Origin of the sequence: Aquipluma nitroreducens (assembly GCF_009689585.1) — a bacterium.
Classification (GTDB): Bacteria; Bacteroidota; Bacteroidia; order Bacteroidales; family Prolixibacteraceae; genus Aquipluma; species Aquipluma nitroreducens.
Map to the genome: position 1 here is coordinate 4149877 of NZ_AP018694.1, position 18436 is coordinate 4168312.

The 18436-nt window shown below is 42.0% G+C and carries 12 protein-coding genes; 3 read left to right on the plus strand and 9 right to left on the minus strand.

Translation table 11 applies throughout. The features are described 5' to 3' along the window. Positions 1–12: 12 nt before the first annotated feature. The 3 genes from AQPE_RS17410 (at position 13) to AQPE_RS17420 (ending at position 4661) form a co-directional block, all read left to right on the plus strand. Complete coding sequence (locus tag AQPE_RS17410; protein ID WP_318347768.1) at positions 13–1671, plus strand: electron transfer flavoprotein-ubiquinone oxidoreductase; 1659 nt, start codon at positions 13–15, stop codon at positions 1669–1671. Positions 1672–1689: 18 nt separating this feature from the next. Then, positions 1690–3633, plus strand: a complete 1944-nt coding sequence (locus AQPE_RS17415; protein WP_318347769.1) for an FAD-binding protein — start codon at positions 1690–1692, stop codon at positions 3631–3633. 77 nt (positions 3634–3710) lie between these two features. Further along, positions 3711–4661 carry a nucleoside recognition domain-containing protein gene (locus tag AQPE_RS17420; protein ID WP_318347770.1) on the plus strand — a complete coding sequence of 317 codons (951 nt, stop codon included), beginning with the start codon at positions 3711–3713 and terminating at the stop codon, positions 4659–4661. Between the two features lie 345 nt (positions 4662–5006). Here the strand turns inward: AQPE_RS17420 and AQPE_RS17425 are convergent, their stop codons facing one another. The 9 genes from AQPE_RS17425 to AQPE_RS17465 all read right to left on the minus strand — a co-directional run bounded on the left by AQPE_RS17425 (position 5007) and on the right by AQPE_RS17465 (position 18309). After that, positions 5007–7637: a glycoside hydrolase family 3 C-terminal domain-containing protein gene (locus AQPE_RS17425; RefSeq protein ID WP_318347771.1), complete on the minus strand. Its 2631-nt coding sequence runs from the start codon at positions 7635–7637 to the stop codon at positions 5007–5009. A 180-nt stretch (positions 7638–7817) separates the two neighbouring features. Next, positions 7818–8438, minus strand: a complete 621-nt coding sequence (locus tag AQPE_RS17430) for an NUDIX hydrolase (RefSeq protein ID WP_318347772.1) — start codon at positions 8436–8438, stop codon at positions 7818–7820. An 18-nt stretch (positions 8439–8456) separates the two neighbouring features. Further along, positions 8457–10388 carry an OstA-like protein gene (locus AQPE_RS17435; RefSeq protein WP_318347773.1) on the minus strand — a complete coding sequence of 644 codons (1932 nt, stop codon included), beginning with the start codon at positions 10386–10388 and terminating at the stop codon, positions 8457–8459. Between the two features lie 5 nt (positions 10389–10393). Next, the gene (locus AQPE_RS17440; RefSeq protein WP_318347774.1) at positions 10394–11359 is read right to left on the minus strand and encodes an AAA family ATPase; all 966 of its coding nucleotides are present in this window, start codon (positions 11357–11359) and stop codon (positions 10394–10396) included. Between the two features lie 256 nt (positions 11360–11615). After that, positions 11616–12968: a peptidylprolyl isomerase gene (locus AQPE_RS17445; protein WP_318347775.1), complete on the minus strand. Its 1353-nt coding sequence runs from the start codon at positions 12966–12968 to the stop codon at positions 11616–11618. Positions 12969–12974: 6 nt separating this feature from the next. Next, entirely contained in the window at positions 12975–13829 is an 855-nt protein-coding gene (locus tag AQPE_RS17450) for a hypothetical protein (protein WP_318347776.1), read from the minus strand. Continuing rightward, on the minus strand, positions 13826–15862 hold the full coding sequence (locus tag AQPE_RS17455) for a peptidylprolyl isomerase (protein WP_318347777.1): 2037 nt from the start codon (positions 15860–15862) through the stop codon (positions 13826–13828). Before AQPE_RS17455 ends, AQPE_RS17450 begins: the two co-directional genes overlap by 4 nt. Further along, positions 15863–17335: an IMP dehydrogenase gene (guaB, locus tag AQPE_RS17460; RefSeq protein ID WP_318347778.1), complete on the minus strand. Its 1473-nt coding sequence runs from the start codon at positions 17333–17335 to the stop codon at positions 15863–15865. It abuts the gene before it with no gap. A gap of 275 nt (positions 17336–17610) precedes the next feature. Continuing rightward, positions 17611–18309 (minus strand): hypothetical protein, encoded by a 699-nt coding sequence (locus AQPE_RS17465; RefSeq protein ID WP_318347779.1) that lies wholly within the window; start codon positions 18307–18309, stop codon positions 17611–17613. Positions 18310–18436 lie beyond the last annotated feature (127 nt).

The following is an 18436-nucleotide window of genomic DNA, read 5'->3' on the forward strand; positions in this document are numbered from 1 at the left end:
AAACTAAACACAATGAACAATGAAAATGTGGTTTCAACAGATATTCTAATTATTGGGGGTGGTCCTTCAGGGTTGGCGGCATCCATTCATCTTGCCGACATTATCAGGCAAAAGGGGTTAAATCACCGTATATTACTTATTGAAAAGGGAGGCTCAATCGGTAGCCATATTTTGTCGGGTGCTGTTATTAAAACCGATGTATTTAAACGGTTATTGCCTGATGTTGATTTCAGTGAAATTCCTTTTGATGCAAAAGTAACCAGCGATTCGACCATAATACTGAGCGAAAATGGTTCCTTTAAATTGCCATTTCATGTTCCATACATGAGCAACAGTGGCAATTACACGGCGTCTTTGGGGCAAATCTGTCGTTATTTGGCCCAGAAGGCCGAAGAAAAAGGAGTGGAAATTTATACCGGATTTTCGGTGAACGAGATTTTGTATCAAGACGGTAAAGTGATTGGTGCTAAAACCATCGATACCGGTATTGATCACCATGGCAATAAATTGGAGAATTTTCAACCCGGAACGCGTATCGAAGCCAAACTGACCATTTTTGCTGAAGGTACCAGAGGCCCGTTGACCAAGCGACTGATCGAAAAGTATGAACTGGATAAAGGCAAGAACTGCCAGATCTATTCGTTGGCATGTAAAGAATTGTGGAGTGTTCCGGAAGGAAATATCAAGCCTGGCGAAATATTCCACACCATGGGCTATCCGCTTAACCTGAAAGAATTTGGCGGTGGTTTTATATACGGGCTGAACGGCAACAAAGTAGCTGTTGGCTTAGTCGTTGGGCTTGAATATGAAGACCCGACTTTCGATACGCACGATGCTTTTCAGGCCTGGAAAACAACACCATTTGTCTCCAAATTCCTGAAAGGCGGAAAGCTGGTGGAATATGGTGCTAAAACTCTTACTGAAGGTGGTTATTATTCGATTCCTAAATTATATACTGATCATGCACTCATTGTAGGCGATGGCGCGGGGCTGGTGGCTATGCCTTCCTTAAAGGGAATTCATTTGAGCATTGAATCAGGAATGCTGGCAGCCAAAACTGCCGCAGAAGCATTGAGTAAAAACGATTTTTCGGAAAGTGTGCTGAGTCGGTATGAATTGTCGATAAAAGACAGTTTGATTTACAAGGATATGTATCCGGTTCGTAATTTCAGGCAAGGTTTCTCAAAAGGACTGGTCGTTGGCTCGCTTCATTTTGGTACGCAACTTATCAGTGGTGGAGCAGGCTTCTGCGGAAGGCTGAAATCGCACCCCGATCGGGAGGCCACCAAAACCCTCAGCGAGTTTAAAGGAGTACCCTTCAAAGAAAGGTTTAAAGGAAAACTGGATTTTGACAAGGTTCTGACCTTCGATAAAGCCACCAACGTCTTTTATTCAGGCGTTCATCACGATGAACAGCAATTGGTTCATGTCAAGGTTAATAATCCTGAATCATTTCAAACCATTAATATCAAGCAGTACGGAGCTCCGGAACAGTTCTTCTGTTCGTCGGAAGTGTATGAACTTCATACCGATAAGCTCGGGCATCAGGAATTACGGATACATGCCGAAAACTGTATGCATTGCAGAACCTGCGATATCAAAACACCTGGCGATGGAATTACCTGGATGCTTCCGAATGGTGGAAATGGTCCTGAATTTCAGAATATGTAACCTTTAACGATTAGAACAATGGCTTTAACAATTATAAGTTTAATCAAACAAGTACCGCTTCCAACCGAAATGAGGATGGGAGAAGATGGGTTAATGGATCGGACAAAAGCGAAGTCAATCATCAATATCGACTGCCAGTTTGGTCTTGAAGCCGGGTTGCAGCTCAAAAAACAATATCCCGATGCCCGTTTGATTGCCTGTTCGATGGGGCCGCAATCTTTCGAAGTGGCGTTACGCACAGCAATTTCGATGGGGTACGACGAAGCTTTTTTGCTTTCGGACCGGAAACTGGGAGGTAGCGACACTTATGCAACTGGCTTGGCAATCTCGACCATGTTGAAACATTTAGGTTTTACAAAAGATTCGAAAGAACCTTTTATCATACTTGCCGGGCGGCAGACCAGTGATGGCGATACAGCCCATGTTCCTTCGCAGGTTGCCGAAAATATTGGCATTCCGCAGGCCACTTTTGTGGAAAGCGTAAAAGCCGATGGCGAAGGAAATGTGATCGCTAAGCGTATTATCGAAGGTGGTTACCAGATGATGAAATTACCTATGCCGTGTACCATTTCGCTGACACCCACCGGAATTCCGCCGCGTAAACCATCGCTTGTTGGCGCTATAAAAGCAAGGAATGCCAAAATTACTGTTTTTGGAATTGACGATATCGGTTTGGGAACCGAGAAAATCGGTTTGACCGGATCGCCTACTATCGTAGCTAATGTCGTGAATATTGTCAGCGAAAGAGCCCCGATAACCATGTCATCTGGACACGATGAAGTGACTCTGGTTGATAACCTGATTGCCAACTTCAAAAAGGGCGGAAATGTGCTGGAGAAGAAAGAAAAGGTTGAAAAGAAAGTTTCGGAAGCTCCTGATTTCCCCTATTACGATAACCGGAATGGTGCAAAGGGCATCATCACCTGGGCCGAGATTGCAAATGGCAAAATTGCCCGTCCTTCAATCGAATTACTCACTCCGGCACGAAAGCTGGCCGATCAATTGGGAAACGATACCAAAATAATGACACTTCTGATCGGCAAAAATGTAAAAGATCAGGCACAAACGCTGTTTGAACATGGTTCGGATGAGGTGATTGTGGTTGAAGACGACCGGTTGGAAGAATACCTGGTTCTTCCATTTTCTTCCATTTTTGCTCAGGTAATCAAAGAACGAAATCCAGAAATCGCACTTTTTGCAGCTACAACTTCCGGACGTGAACTTGCACCGCGTATTGGGGTTAAAACCGGTAGTGGCGTTACAGCCGACTGCACCGGACTTGAAATTGGCGAATACGTAAACCGAAAAGAAAAGGTGATCAATAAACCGATCCTTTTTTCACGCCGACCCACCTATGGCGAAAGTAAACTGGCTACCATACTTGGATTTGTTTATCCCCAGATTTCAACTGCCCGTGCCGGAACCTTTGAAGTGCCGGCGCGCATGGAAGGACGCACCGGTGTGTTGTCGACCTACAAGCCAATTCTGACAGACAAGGAATTTACGGTCGAAATTTTGCAAACCGTGCGGGGCGGAGGCGGTCTACAAAACTTGTTTGATGCAGATATTATCGTTTCAGGAGGAAGAGGAACCACTGGCGATGGACTGGAATTGGTTAAAAAACTGGCTGATGCATTGGTTCAAAAAGGAATAAAAGCCGAATGGGCTTGCAGCCGTGTTGTGGTTGATGAAGGTTATTCGGAATACGCGCGGCAGGTTGGGCAAACCGGCAAAACGGTCAGGCCGAAAGTATATGTCGCGATTGGGATTTCGGGGGCTATTCAGCACATCGCCGGAATGAAAGAGTCTGAAAAAATTATTGCCATCGATCATAACCCGAAAGCATCGATTTTCCATTTTGCCGATTTTGGTATCGTTGGCGAATACCAGGATATTTTACCTGAATTGATTGATCGGGTAAATGGTGGGTTCACTTTTGGGATTGAGCCGATACGAAATTAATTTGTTTTAGAACCAATCAATTCATTGTAATATACAGAAGCAGCTTATCTTTGAGCTGCTTCTATTTTTTAGGATAAATGGGAAATAATAACGATCTGAATATACAAGAAAGACTACTGAAATCTGTTAAAACGGCTCTTCCCCAAGGAATGAAAACGGCCATCTGGTTGTTGAAGCTGACCATCCCTGTTTCGTTTGCCGTTTTTCTGCTCGACTTCTTCGGAATACTGAACGTGATTGCCGGTTGGGTTGCTCCATTATTTAAACTGATCGGATTATCCGGACAAGCCTCGATCGTATTGATCACCAGTTTTTTTACCAATATCTATTCGGTAATAGCTGTTATGACCACTCTTGGTTTTGGGTTTCGTGAAGGAACTATTTTAGCAGTGATGTGCCTCATTTCGCATGCTTTAATTGTTGAAACAGCCATTCAGAAAAAAACAGGATCGTCGCCATGGAGAATGATTTTTACCCGCTTGTCAGCCAGTTTTATTGCTGCATTCATGTTGAACTTTATTCTTCCTGCTGAAGCAATTACTAATTCTGAAAATGTGGTTCGCTCGGTTGGCGAATTTACTCCGGCACTGACCAATTGGCTTTCGAGCATGCTGGTGACAACAATTAAAATCGTTGTTCTGGTTAATTTACTACTGATAATACAGAAAATACTCAACGAATTTGGACTGATTAAATGGATTTTGATGCCGTTTGTTCCCTTGTTGAAAGTAATGGGATTGCCTTCAAGTACTGGTTTTCTCTGGATAGTTGCCAATACGCTTGGTTTGGGCTACGGTGGAGCAATCATGATCAGTGAAACGGAAGAAGGAAAGCTGAGCCGCGATGACGCTGATTTACTGAATCACAACATTGCTATTTCGCACTCGCAACTCGAAGATCCTCTTTTATTTGTGGCTGTTGGCTATCATTTCGGAATTTTAATCTGGCCCCGGATTTTACTCGCGATTATTTTTGTATGGATCAGACGATTTGAAATTTGGGTAAAGAAAAGCAAGAACCTGAAGTAAGGTGCTTCAATTTTATACCATCGGAACCGGGCTGCAACTAATCCTTTGCGTTTACTGTAACCGAGCTTCAAAAAAACGCTGAAACCCGCGAAAGGAGAGATCAATCTTTAACAGGGCAGGCAGAAATTGAACAGGATGATGAAAATACCTACTCGTTCGCCCAGAAATTGAACAGGATGGCGAAACAAACTACTCGTGTGCCAAAATCTTTAACTCGTGTGTCCTATTCTTAACTCGCATGGCTATATTTTTAACTCGTGCAGGTAAATAACAAACAAGCTCAATAAAAAATCCCCTCCAAAACGAATTTCGAAGGGGATCACACACAAACAATTCCTAAACCAACTATCTTATTTCGAGAGTTTTCCCGATTAATTTCATCCTTCCGGAGAGAGTTCCGGTTGTTTCGGCTTTAGCAGCGCCGGTAAACCCGGGTTGCTCACCGCCAACAGCTATGGTAAAGAATCCGGGCTCTACCACTTGTTTATCTTTATCGTTGATCATTGAAAGTTGACGAGGCACAAGTGTAAACGATACGATTTGCGATTCGCCTTTCTTCAGTGAAATACGTTTAAATCCTTCCAATGAGCGGATTGGACGTGGAGTTGATGCTTTTTCATCAGTCAGGTACAACTGAACCACTTCATCGCCATCGCGGTCTCCGGTATTGGTAACCTTAACCGAAACGGTAACGTCTTCACCCATTTTTACTTCTTTCGGAAGGTTCAAATCGGTGTACGTGAAATTAGTATAGCTTAAACCAAATCCAAACGGATAAAGCGGTGACTGGCGGAAATAGCGGTAGGTGCGGCCTTCCATATCGTAATTTTCGAAAGCAGGCAACTGATCAACCGATTTGTAATAGGTAACCGGCAAACGTCCTGCCGGATTGTAATCGCCAAAAAGAACATCGGCCACTGCATTTCCACCTTCTTGTCCGGGATAACCTGCACTCAGGATAGCATCCATGTTTTCAGCCGCATAATTTATAGAAAGCGCGCTTCCGTTAAGCAATACTAAAACAACGGGTTTCCCGGTTGCTTTAATGGCTTCCATCAGCTTTTCCTGAGTTTTTGGCAGATCCAGATGAGTGCGGTCGCCCCCTTTAAAACCATCAACCTGAATCGGCATTTCTTCACCTTCCAAACGCTGATTCAGGCCCAAGACAAGCACAACAACATCCGATTTTTTTGCTGTTTCAATGGCGTCAGCAAGCATATTGGGTTGGGGAACTTCCCAAAGTAATGAGGCTGTCCCGTCGCCATGGTAATTTTTGTAATCGAACACTAATTTATAACGTTTACCGGTTTCGAGGGTTAGTTTCTTTTGGCTGTGAAAAGCGTGATGCTCGTTGTCTCCGCCTAAAATTTCCTTACCGTCGCAATAGATTTTGAAATTTGGCATACTCCAGATACCGATTTCGTAATCGCCAGTTTGCGGAACTTTCAGATAAGTTGTCCAACGGACACTGAAATTATCAACTGGCATCCGTGGATCAGGAGAGCCGGCCTCCCAGTAAAAATCAACATTGTCGTCAATGCGGGTAAATAATGGTTTGCCTTCCAGTTTGTTATTGGCAAAATATTCACCCAAAGCTCCCTGCTTACCATCTTCGGTTTCCAGATAAATGGAAGGGATTGGTGTTAATTTGGTAACGCCATCAGCCAGCTCGCTTCCTTGTGCATAAAGCACTTCAACTTGAGGAGATATTTTATTTTTTATTCCCTGAAGCACGGTTACCGGATGAGAGGGAATCCCATTATAGTTACCCCATAATGATTCAATTTCATCAGCATTTGGACCAATAACTGCAACTTTTGCCAGGTTCTTTTTCAATGGTAATGTGTGGTTGGCATTCTTTAGTAACACGATGCTTTTCTGTGCAGCTACGCGTGATAGCCGGTCGTGGGCCGGATTGTCATTCACTGAGAATGGAATTTGCGCGTAGGCTACTTTTTCGTCTGGATCGAACATCCCCAGTTTCATCCGGGCGGTTAGTAAGCGGCCAACACAAACATCCAGATCTTTCTCCGTAATTAATCCACGTTTAAGGGCTTCAGGCAAGGCTTTATAGGTGTTGCCACATTCTAAATCAGTACCGGTTTTTACGGCCATGGCGGCAGCTTCAGCTTCGTCCTTTGCAATCTTGTGGTATTGCCAAATATCGGCAATGGCCCAGCAATCGCTTACAATATAACCTTTGAAACCCCACTCATTGCGGAGAATTCCGGATAAGAATGGACTGGCACAGCAAGCTTCGCCACGAAAACGGTTGTAGGCGCCCATCACCGAATATACTCCTCCATCAACAACCAAGGTGCGGAATGCAGGGAGGTAGGTTTCGCGTAAATCGCGTTCGCTGACTTTGGCATCAAAAACATGACGAGATGGTTCCGGACCTGAATGAACGGCAAAATGTTTAGCGGTAGCAACCACTTTTAAGTAATTGGGGTCGTCGCCCTGAAGCCCCTTTACGAATTGGGTGCCCAACTGGCCTGTCAGGTAAGGATCTTCCCCGAAGGTTTCGTGGCCACGACCCCAGCGAGGATCGCGGAAAATATTGATGTTTGGCGACCAGAAAGTCAAACCCTGATAAATATCTCTCATTCCACGACGTACAAATTCGTGGTGTTTGGCACGCGCTTCATCCGAAATCACTGAAGCAACTTCATGCAGCAGATCTTTGTCCCAGGATGCTGCAATCGTAATCGACTGTGGGAAAACCGTTGCATATCCGGCTCGTGCAACTCCGTGTAAACATTCGTTCCACCAGTTGTATTCAGGAACTCCCAAACGTTCGATAGCCGGAGACGTAAAGAGCATTTGCCCCATTTTTTCCTGAACAGTCATTTCCGAGAGCAAGCTTTCAACTCTTTCCTGAGTCGATAAATTGGTGTTCTGGAATTGAAATTTGTTTTGCGAAATGCCCAGAAAAGGGCATATTGATAATAGGAGTATATACAGATTTAGTTTCATATTTATTGGTTTTGTTGTGCTGGTCTGGTCTGGTCTGCAAAATTATAAAATGGTAAGAAATTTCCAAACGTTAAAGCATTATTCTCGGATATAAAATTTTAAAGTAATCAGAATTGAGCTGTTGAATTCATTTAGTTTCTATGTGTAAAAATTAATAATCAGTGGTCGAATAAGCCTTTTCTAATCCAGATAAACTTCTGATTTTTCGCCCCTGAAATATTCAAACATCAGGTAAATTTGAGATTCGATGTTTCTGGGTTTTGAAAGCTCCGGTAATTCATTCTCGTTAAACCAGCCCACATCGTCGGTTTCAGCTCCGGCAGCGATTTGTGTGTCCATGGGTTCGCACCTGATAAAAAGCTTGTACACATATTCAAATTCGGGTGGCATTTGCTGGGCGGTTTTGTCCATTACAGCAATTAATTTGTTCGATTTTACAGCTAATCCGGCTTCTTCGAAACATTCTTTTTCGGCGATCATTCTCGGAGTATAACCTACATCTGCCCAACCTCCGGGTAAAGCCCAGCAACCGTCTGCTTTTTCCTGAACCAGTAAAATCTGCCCTTCAGGATTAAAAACCACTGCGCGAACATCGACCTTTGGTGTTTTATAGCCATTGTTTTCCTGAATAATTGCTTTGATTTTTGTTATCGGAACATCAGTTAGCTGACCAAGCATATCCAGACAAATCTCCTGAATTTCTTCATAGCGCTCAATGTCGTAATTGTTGTCGGAATAGGCTAATCCAATTTCGGCCAATGCCAGAAGTCGTTTGATCTGTTCAAAGAAGCTTCGTTCCATCTGCGGGCAATTCTGGAATTAATTAATGGTGTTGACTGATTTTTCGGGTTTCTGTTTCTTATCCGGAATTGCAGGCGTTTTTGATTTCGCCGCCGGAGCCAGGATCGGTTCGGGGGCTGGTTGTCGAAAAATGTCATCCTTGTTTACAGGCCGTAATCCGTCCTGCCAGTTGAATCCAGGCAATAATTTATCGCCTTCTTCCAATTGCCCCAAAGGTTTAAGTTCGCCATCGGGCGATTTAATGAAGGCAATTCGTTTAACCTTGCCTTTATTCATGTATATGGTAATGTTACTGCTTTCGGCTTTGTTGAGTCCAATGACTCCATTTTTGTCGCGTGCGTAATAGTTCGACTGACCGTTTCCACTGACATCAATTTTATCGAGTTCGTTGTTGCGGACATACCCGATCATATTTTTTCCCTTGATCTGATTAAACCGGAGGCTGTCGTCTTCCATGGAAATAATGAACGCATCATCTTTCATCCTGATTTCATCGGGATCTTTGCTTCGGTTTATCATTTCGATGTAGTTGGCTGATATCTGGTTTTTATTCGACCAAATAACCGGATTGGTAAACATCTGAATGGTTGAGTCTTTTGACCAATAGGTCAGCGAATCGCATTTGCCTTGCATGTCGTCGCGAAAGAACCTTACCTTGTGGTATGCAAGAACTAAACGGGCGTCTTTGGGTGGTTTGGTGGCCAACGAATCGGTGCGTAAGGTGTCACCAACTAACTTTCCTGAAGTTAAACTGTCTTTGTGTAATTTAGAAAAGGCTTTAAATTCAGGATTTCTTGATGCCAACGACAATGAGTCGGAGGCTAATTTTTTTGCAATTGGCTTTTTTTGTATTTTTTTGTCAGGCGCCGATTTTCTTGAAGGTGTGGTGTCAGGCATTGTTTTTAGGTAGTCGGCATGTAAAAACAGCGAATCGGCCTTGGAATACTGAATGAGAACTGCCGAATCGGTTGCCGAAGCGATTTTGGTAATGTCGTTGTATTTGACCCGATTCCCAACCACAATAATGCTGTTTTCAATGTCCTGAATACGCGCATGCCCCATGGCAAGGCCTTCTCCATTTTCTTTATCGTAATAGATCGAATCGGCTTTTACTTTTTGTTTGGCATTCCAGATCTTTGGTTTTTTCGTGAGCCTGGTATAGCTTTTCATGCTGTCGTACCAGCCATATTCGGCGTAAAGAGTGTCTTTTTCGTTGAAAATGGTGGTCGGGCCTTCAATGAAAACCTGTTTTGTATCCGTAAAATAAATCAGGGTATCCGATTTGATTTTATAGTCTTTAGTCACACCATCTACGTTTTTTTTGAAGTAAGCCTTTTTTTCATTGACGTAATACTGACCAATAATTGATTTCAGAACATTGGTCGAATCTTTTACAGTTCCGGAGTAATTGTACGATGCCAAATCGTTAATCATAGAGTAGTCGAGCGAGTCGGTGGTCAATGTCGTCTGTTTGTCGATGAGTTTTACATTCCGGCGTGCTTTGGCTAGCTTGGTTTCAGGGTCATAATGAATGAAATCGGCATACATGTTAAGGGTGTCGCCACGAACAATGTGTACATTACTGAAAGCATCTACCGTATTGTTTGTGTACGAATATAAGCTATCGCACCACATTAACGCACCATCAATTGTGATGTTTACATTTCCCAGCAGACGTTGGGCATTTGCAACGATGCGTTGGTCGTATGCACCCAAGTCGCTGTGGATAATCTCGACTTTTTTCCGGGTTTGGGCCTGAATGTTTCCTGAAAATGCCAATAACCCCAAAAGCACTATCAAGATTGGCAACTTTGCTTTTGTTATAGCTAATTCTATGTTGCGTTTTTCACCCCAAACCCCTAAAGGGGCTTTTGCTGTATGTATTGAAGATACTTGCAGGTGGAGAAAGTCCCCTTTCGGGGATTTAGGGGTAAAGAGAAATTTCATCATTCGGGCTATTTCATCAATTCAGTAATAATGTCTTCAACCGAAAGATTCTCTGCTTCAGCTTTGTAGTTCTTAATTACGCGGTGACGAAGAATGCTTATGGCTACTTTTTTAATGTCTTCAATATCAGGAGAATATTTACCCTGAAGGGCAGCTAAGGTTTTTGCTCCTAAAACCAGGTATTGAGAGGCGCGGGGGCCTGCCCCCCATTTGAGGTATTTGTTGCTGATTGGCGCTGCCAATTCAGTATTTGGGCGTGTTTTGGCCGATAGTCCTACCGCATATTTTAGCACGTTTTCATTCACCGGAACTTTCATTACCAATTCCTGAAAGTAACGGATTTCTTCTTTCGAAATAATCTCATTCAGGCGGGTTGAAAAGTCGGAAGTTGTATTCCTGACAATCGTTAACTCGTCTTCAAATTTAGGATAGTCGAGCCATATCGAAAACATAAACCGGTCGAGTTGGGCTTCGGGCAGCGGATAAGTGCCTTCCTGTTCGATTGGGTTTTGGGTTGCCAGAACAAAGAATGGTTTGTCGAGTTCGTATTTTTGACCAGCGGCTGTAACCGAACGTTCCTGCATGGCTTCAAGTAAAGCTGCCTGGGTTTTGGGCGGTGTACGGTTGATTTCGTCGGCCAGAAGGATGTTGGAGAAAATAGGGCCACGGATAAATTTAAATTCGCGGTCTTTGTCCAGAATTTCAGTTCCGATAATGTCAGAAGGCATCAAGTCGGGTGTAAACTGAATGCGTTTGTATTGAAGGCCAAGTACCTCGGAAATCGTATTGACAAGCAATGTTTTGGCCAGTCCTGGAACACCAATAAGCAAACAGTGTCCACGGCTAAACATAGCGACCAATACCTGATCGATAATTTCATCTTGTCCGTATATCCGTTTTTTAACCTCGGAGCGCAGCTGGTCGAATTTACGACTCAGCTCATTTACTGCTTCAACTTCATTCTTAAATGCCATCTTTATCTATTCTGTTATTGTAGGCTAAAATCAGAAGCCACCCTGATTATTTTTATTAATTCCATTTTTAATGGCCACTTATATTCCGTCCGAAAATTGGGTATAACATTGAAATATATTCAGCTCAGACGGTTTTGTATTAATTTATATAACCCGGGGTTTCGCCCCGGGCTACAATATTTTGCCCTTACAGGACAGAAGTCGTGATTCAAAGCGATACTTAACTTGAAACTTTGAACCTGAAACTTGAAACTATTTATTTCATCCAACCTTTGTACTTGAAATTACAGTTGAGATAAGTATCGTCGATGTGAACATAGGTTCCCGATTGTTTCTCGCGAATCCATGTGTCAAGTGTCTTTTCTTTTTTCGAAGCCATATAAATATTGCTCAATTCAACGTAATCGTCACGCAGGTTGGCTGGATGCGCGTTAGTCTTGTTTATCAGTTTAACAATTTTATAAACAGGACGTTGCTTGTCGTCGATGGTTTTAAATGGTTTCGAAATTTCGTTGATGTTCATTTTTGTAATTACCTTGCTGACATCAGGGTCAAGTTCGCTCAATTTCCATTTTGACTCTCCGGTTTCAGGGTTGATAACTATCCCACCATTGTTGCGCGAATCTTTATCGTAGGAATACCGCATGGCTGCATCTTCAAATTTAAAAGTCCCTTTCCGGATAAAGTCTGCTATACTATCGATCTGGCTAAATGCTTTTTCCATCGCTTTGGGTGAAGGCTTTGGCATCATGATGATGTGGCGTGTTTTAATCTGTTCGCCCTTGCGGTCAACCACCTGAATGATGTGATAGCCAAAATCACTTTTTACCACGTTCGAAATTTTGTCACCTTTCAGGTTGAATGCTGCTGCTGCATAGGCAGGATCGAGTTGTCCGCGTCCCATGTAATCCAATTCACCGCCGTTTCTAGCCGAGCCATCCTCAGAATACATAACCGCTAAAGGAGCAAAACTGCTTTCGCCTGTTTCAATACGGCGTTTTAGCTCGCGAAGCGTAGATTTGATACGGTCTTCTTCCTCCAAACTGATAATTGGCTGAACAACGATCTGGGCATATTCAATCTGAGCATCAATTTGTGGTATTTCGGCTTCAGGTAAGTTTTTAAAGTGATAACGAACTTCGGCAGGTGTAATCGTGACTTTGTCGATAATCTTATTCTGCATTTGTTGCGTCATCTGTTGGTTCTTGATGACTTCCTGCAAATCGGCTTTTAAATCAATGATCGATTTTTTAAAGTAGGCTTCCACCTCTTTTTCAGAGCCAAGATGTGACGTGAAATATTGTATGCGTTGTTCCAGATTCTGGTTCAACTGGCTATCGCTAACCGTAATGGTCGTATCCAATTCTGCTTCAGCGAGAAGTAGTTTTTCGACGAGTAAATTTTCAAGAATTTCACATTTCATATCACCTTCTGTGGTTATTCCCTGTGCCTGTTGTTGTTGGTACATGCCTTCAATGTCCGATTTCAGAATAATATTCTTTCCTACTACGGCCACAATCTGGTCCACAACTTTATCTTGCGCCTGGGTCTGATTGCTGATTACAATACATCCCGTCAGGATAAATAAACCAATTAGTTTTCTGATCATAAACGATTATTTTTTTGTTTTAAATAGTTTTACTTTGTTCTTATCAAGGCCTTCCTTGTATATATCTTTTTCAATCTGTTTTAAGAAATCGATTTTTTGCTTGCTTAAAATCAGGTTTCTGATGTCGTTCTGGACGTATTCGATTGGCGAAACTTGCCCCAAAAGCTTATAATCCCGAATGCAGACAATATAGTAATAATTCATATCAGTACTTTCCACGATGCGGTTTCTTTCCAAAAACTGATTCTGATCTTTTATTTCTACAGGTATATTTCTCAGAACCATATCGGCAGAAACCCACTGATCGTTAAAGCGGTCGTAAGCCTTGGCATAGCTCATGCAATATTCGTTGAGCTTTGCTTGTTTTTCTTTATTTTCTGACATACACAAATCCTTGATGTTATCAGGATTTGAAACCTGTACTGGTATCTTAATATAAATGGCTTTTACAATGTTTCGGTTCAGGATAAAGCTTTCACGATGTTCGTTAAAGTACTTTTGAATATTTGTATCCGACACTGTTGTGTCCATTTTCTCCTTTACCAATTCATTTTTATACCTATACACCAAAAGAGAATTGCGATATTCTTCCAATTCTTTGCTTACATCTTTTTGTTCAGGCTTCAGATTTTCTTCGGCTTTTAAAAGCAACAATTCGCGTTGAACCCATTTTTTGACATAGTCGTCGGCCCAAAGTGCACTATCGTTCGCATCCAGATAATTAGGAATATACCCTGAGAGTTCTTTCATGGTTAATACACGGTCGCCTACCTTCGCAATGGGCTCTCCGTTATCAACAAATAAGTTACATGCCGTCAGAAAAAATGCTAAAAAGCTAATATATAAAGCAGTTCTTCTCATTCAATCGCCTGAATTTTTTTCAATACTTTTTGATTTATAGAGACTGGATATTTCTTTAATAACGAGTCAACCCATTCTTTTTCAATTTGTTCCTGAAAATCGGATGAATAAAGTCCCCAGGCATCCTTAAGTTGCTTCATCTCATTTTTAACTATTTTTCCGTGGACAAAGGTAGTAGTTTCATCAAAACCTGAGGGTTTTGCTCCTCCCCAAATGAAATAATCGACAATCGGATTTTCACCTTTTTCGCAGGCAACATCAGTAATCTGTATGTTATTTTCAGTTTTTGTATTAAAAAGATCGGTCAATTCATTTTTCTGAGTAGCTCTACTTTCATTCAACATCGACTCAACATTCGCACGAGTGTCTCCATTGTTGGCTTTAATAATCCAGCCTTTGAAACGATCGCCCCAATAGTACTTTTTTGTGGTCTGATCAAAATAGTTTTGTAAACGTACCGTATCGGTTGTGGCCACATCCCAGATTTTGTCTTTGGAGATATTGAATAGCAGAATTCCATCGTGATATTCCTGATAAAGACGGGCAAAGTCAGGATGTTTCTTTTCCAGTTGCGAATTTTCGTAAGCCAGAAGTTCCTGATTGATGTATTTGTTGAGCATTTCTTTTAACTGGGCTTCGGCCTGATTGCTTCGAGGCGTAAATTTCTGTTTTTGAAGAAAATCAGTAAATGCTGCAACACTTAATTTTTGATCAGCAAAAGTCACCAACAGTTTTTCTTGAAGCTTTTTATCGGAGATTATGTTTTTCCAAATAGCTGTATCTGATAACGAACCAATCAATTTTGTGAAAGTGGGTTCGTCAATTTTTAGTTGATATTCAGCGCGTAATTTCCGGTCGAAGGCCTCATCGCTGTGTTTGCTGATTGCCGGATTTTGCTTGATTTTGGCTTCAAGGTCGTGTCGCAACTTTTCGATTGGTTGCGTGGTTTTTCGTTCGAGCCTTTTTATGATGTGCCAGCCATAAGGAGTCCGGATTACCGGCGAAATATCTCCGTCATTTTTCAATGCAAAGGCCGCTTCAGCAAATTGCGGTACCATATTGTTGGGCGTAAACCAGTTCATGACCCCACCTTCAGTCGCCGTTTGTTTATCGTCGGAATATTGTTTGGCCAACCCGGCAAAATCGGCTCCGGAAGTGGCTTTTTGCCAGATGCTATCGGCTTTCAGTTTCAGATTGGCAATGGTCTCTTCGCTTGCTTGTTTCGGAAACATTTTCATGATGTGTGCCACTTTAATTTCTCCAGCCGCCAATCGTTCATCATGAACTTTAATCAGGTGGTATCCAAAGCGGGTGCGGACAATTTCCGAAACCTGACCAACAGGTGTCCGATAGGTCATATCTTCAAACGGGAAAACCATTTGAAAGGCAGTGAAATAACCTAAAAGACCTTTGTTCTGAACTGCCGAAGGATCTTCAGAATATTTGGCAGCCATTTCGTTAAAATCGGCTCCTGCTATAATTTGCTGGCGCAGATTGTTGATTTTATTCCATGCAGCCAAAGTGTCGGCTGGCGATGCTTCGGGAGTAACCAGAATTAACAGGTGGCTGGCTTTTCGCTCGTATTGTGTGCGGTAATAGGCTGTTTTTACCATTTCTTCATTAAAACTAACATCGGTAAGGTATGGCTTTGCCAAATCTTTACGGTAACCTCCAAGTTCATCCCGGTACGATCGAACAGTGTCGTATCCAAGTTTCTCTGCTTCAAGTATTTTTAGTTTAAATTTGATGTATAAATCGAGGTATTCTTCAGGCGATTTTAGTTCTTTTTTGTCTAAGATGTTCGCGTTGTTTTTTCGGTAATTGGCTTCAAATTCTTCTTTGCTCACCTTTTCGGTACCAATGGTTACTACAGTTTCACTCTTTTTCTGTGCTGAAAGGTTCAATGAGAATAAGACTAAAAATGCACCAACAATCAGACCACGAGCTGCCGAACGATGGGTTGCAGGTTGCAGTTTAGTTTTTGTACTCTGGGTTCCGGGTTCCGGCCTTCTGACTTCTGACTTCCTAAACATCTATCTGGAACTGTAATTAGGTGATTCACTGGTGATGCTCACATCGTGTGGATGGCTTTCCTGCATTCCGGAGTTGGTAATTCGTATGAATTTGGCATGTTGAAGTGTCTCAATATTCTGGGCGCCACAATAGCCCATTCCAGCCCTGATCCCACCGGTAAGCTGATGAAGTACTTCGTCGAGCGAGCCTTTGTATGGAACGCGGGCAACGATTCCTTCAGGAACCAGTTTTTTTATATCGTCTTCCATATCCTGAAAGTAACGGTCTTTTGAGCCTGTTTGCATGGCTTCAACCGACCCCATTCCACGATAGGTTTTAAATTTGCGCCCCTGAAACAGTATGGTGTCGCCGGGCGATTCATCAACTCCGGCAAAAAGCGATCCGGCCATAATGGAATGCGCACCGGCAGCCAGCGCTTTTACGATGTCGCCCGAATAACGGATGCCACCATCGGCAATGACCGGAACCCCACTTTTTTTGATGGCCTTACTGACATTGTAAATGGCTGAAAGCTGCGGAATTCCCACTCCGGCAATGATGCGAGTGGTGCAGATGGATCCGGGACCAATTCCGACTTTTACGGCATCGGCACCTGCCAGAACCAAATCTGAAGCGGCTTCGGGAGTTGCAATATTTCCGGCTACAAAATCAATTTCAGGATATTTATTTTTTGCTCTTTTGAGCATATCCAAAACATACTTAGAATGGCCGTGAGCTGTGTCAATCACAATAGCATCAACCTGCGCCAAAACCAGTTCATCAATGCGATCCAGGGTGTCGCTGGCAATTCCAACTGCCGCAGCTACACGTAGGCGACCTTTTTGATCTTTCGAAGCCAATGGCTTGTCTTTCGCTTTGGTAATGTCTTTATAGGTGATCAGAGCAATCAGTTTATTGTTGCCATCGACCACCGGCAGTTTTTCGATTTTGTATTTCTGAAGTATTTCTGAAGCCAATTCAAGCGAAGTTGAAATGTTGGTGGTGATCAGATTGTCTTTGGTCATCACCTGCGAAACCAGTTTGTTCATGTCAGTTTCGAAACGCAGGTCGCGGTTGGTTACAATGCCCACCAAACATCCCTGTTCGTCAATAACCGGAATACCTCCAATCTTAAAGTTTTTCATCAACCCAATGGCATCGCGAACCGTTTTTTCTTTCGAGATCGTAACCGGATCGTAAATCATGCCGTTTTCTGCTCGCTTTACACTGGCAACCTGTTTGGCCTGTTCAGCAATGCTCATATTTTTGTGGATCACACCAATACCACCGCCTCGGGCAATGGCAATGGCCATCAGCGAATCGGTCACCGTATCCATAGCCGCTGTCACAATCGGTGTATGTAGCCTGATGTTTCGGGTAAACCACGACGAAAGTTCAACTTCGCGTGGTAAAACTTCTGAATAAGAGGGTATTAGTAATACATCATCAAAAGTTAAACCTTCGGATACAACTTTATCGGCGAAAAACGACATTTAGGTGTATTTTTATGTTTTGGTTAAAGAACAAAACTACGAAAAAAACATGTACAAATGTCCTGATTTTTTTGCGCTATCGAGCCTATAAACTTTAATGTATCTTAAAATTTGTTAAGCCAATAAGTCAGTCTGATTTTAATTGTCTGGTATTCTTGCTTTATGTAAATGACAAGATGTTCGATACAGTTAAACCTTATCCGGTTGTGTGACGCTTGGTTGTAGATCAGCAAAAATGGGTTGGAATAAAGAAACAACTATAGATTATGATTGATTTAGTAACTTTTATTGGAGAAATTGTTTATAAAATCGGCGAACTTTAGAACATCATTTTTCAACTCAAAATCAATTCGGTTTGTTTTCAGGTATTTTTTTACTAGATCTTGTTTCTCAGGTAGAATTTTTTCAGCATTCCTCTTGTTGAGAAGAACATACTTATTTCCGGCAAAATAAAAGAATTCATTTTTCTTTCGGAAGATTACATCTACATCTGATTTAAAATTATACGAACATTTACCAATCTGCATATTGTCATAAGAATTAATTGTAAAAGAACGACCTGATGTACCTAAGGCCCCATTCTTTTGACGATCAACAAATTCAATTTTTTGCGTGTAAAAAACTTTCAGCCCATTTCCTTTTATAAGTTGCATACACAGGTCTGCGTAATAAAATGTATCTTTAGCTACAGTTATATACTTGATTTGTTCTTTGTTAGAAATTGCTAGCGTGTCTTTTGCCTTAACAAAATCCATCTCTCCGGATAATAGGTTGTAGTTAAATTGACCAGGTATTGTTTGTCCGTTAGTGAGGAAACATGCTCCTTCTGTAAATTCTGGGTATAAGTATATTTCTGAAGCAGAAAAATAGTCGGTAATTTTAGTGCCAGCTTTTACAGTAACCGCTGTTTTTTTCTGAGCTAATAAATTTTGGTTCAGTATGAAAAAAATAATTAGAACAAGCAAATTTTTCATAGTGGCGTAAAGTTGGATTTTAATTTAATTCTATTGCAATTTATACAATTATGTTGGAAATACGATCTGTTAATCAATAATTAAGAATAAAATATAAATAAATTTTGTGTATGTTGGCGACCATTTA

Excerpts from the sequence above, each read along its gene's own strand:
- AQPE_RS17410 (WP_318347768.1), top strand. The coding sequence starts at position 13 with ATGAACAATGAAAATGTGGTTTCAACAGATATTCTAATTATTGGGGGT.
- AQPE_RS17415 (WP_318347769.1), top strand. The coding sequence starts at position 1,690 with ATGGCTTTAACAATTATAAGTTTAATCAAACAAGTACCGCTTCCAACC.
- AQPE_RS17420 (WP_318347770.1), top strand. The coding sequence starts at position 3,711 with ATGGGAAATAATAACGATCTGAATATACAAGAAAGACTACTGAAATCT.
- AQPE_RS17425 (WP_318347771.1), bottom strand. The coding sequence starts at position 7,637 with ATGAAACTAAATCTGTATATACTCCTATTATCAATATGCCCTTTTCTG.
- AQPE_RS17430 (WP_318347772.1), bottom strand. The coding sequence starts at position 8,438 with ATGGAACGAAGCTTCTTTGAACAGATCAAACGACTTCTGGCATTGGCC.
- AQPE_RS17435 (WP_318347773.1), bottom strand. The coding sequence starts at position 10,388 with ATGATGAAATTTCTCTTTACCCCTAAATCCCCGAAAGGGGACTTTCTC.
- AQPE_RS17440 (WP_318347774.1), bottom strand. The coding sequence starts at position 11,359 with ATGGCATTTAAGAATGAAGTTGAAGCAGTAAATGAGCTGAGTCGTAAA.
- AQPE_RS17445 (WP_318347775.1), bottom strand. The coding sequence starts at position 12,968 with ATGATCAGAAAACTAATTGGTTTATTTATCCTGACGGGATGTATTGTA.
- AQPE_RS17450 (WP_318347776.1), bottom strand. The coding sequence starts at position 13,829 with ATGAGAAGAACTGCTTTATATATTAGCTTTTTAGCATTTTTTCTGACG.
- AQPE_RS17455 (WP_318347777.1), bottom strand. The coding sequence starts at position 15,862 with ATGTTTAGGAAGTCAGAAGTCAGAAGGCCGGAACCCGGAACCCAGAGT.
- guaB (WP_318347778.1), bottom strand. The coding sequence starts at position 17,335 with ATGTCGTTTTTCGCCGATAAAGTTGTATCCGAAGGTTTAACTTTTGAT.
- AQPE_RS17465 (WP_318347779.1), bottom strand. The coding sequence starts at position 18,309 with ATGAAAAATTTGCTTGTTCTAATTATTTTTTTCATACTGAACCAAAAT.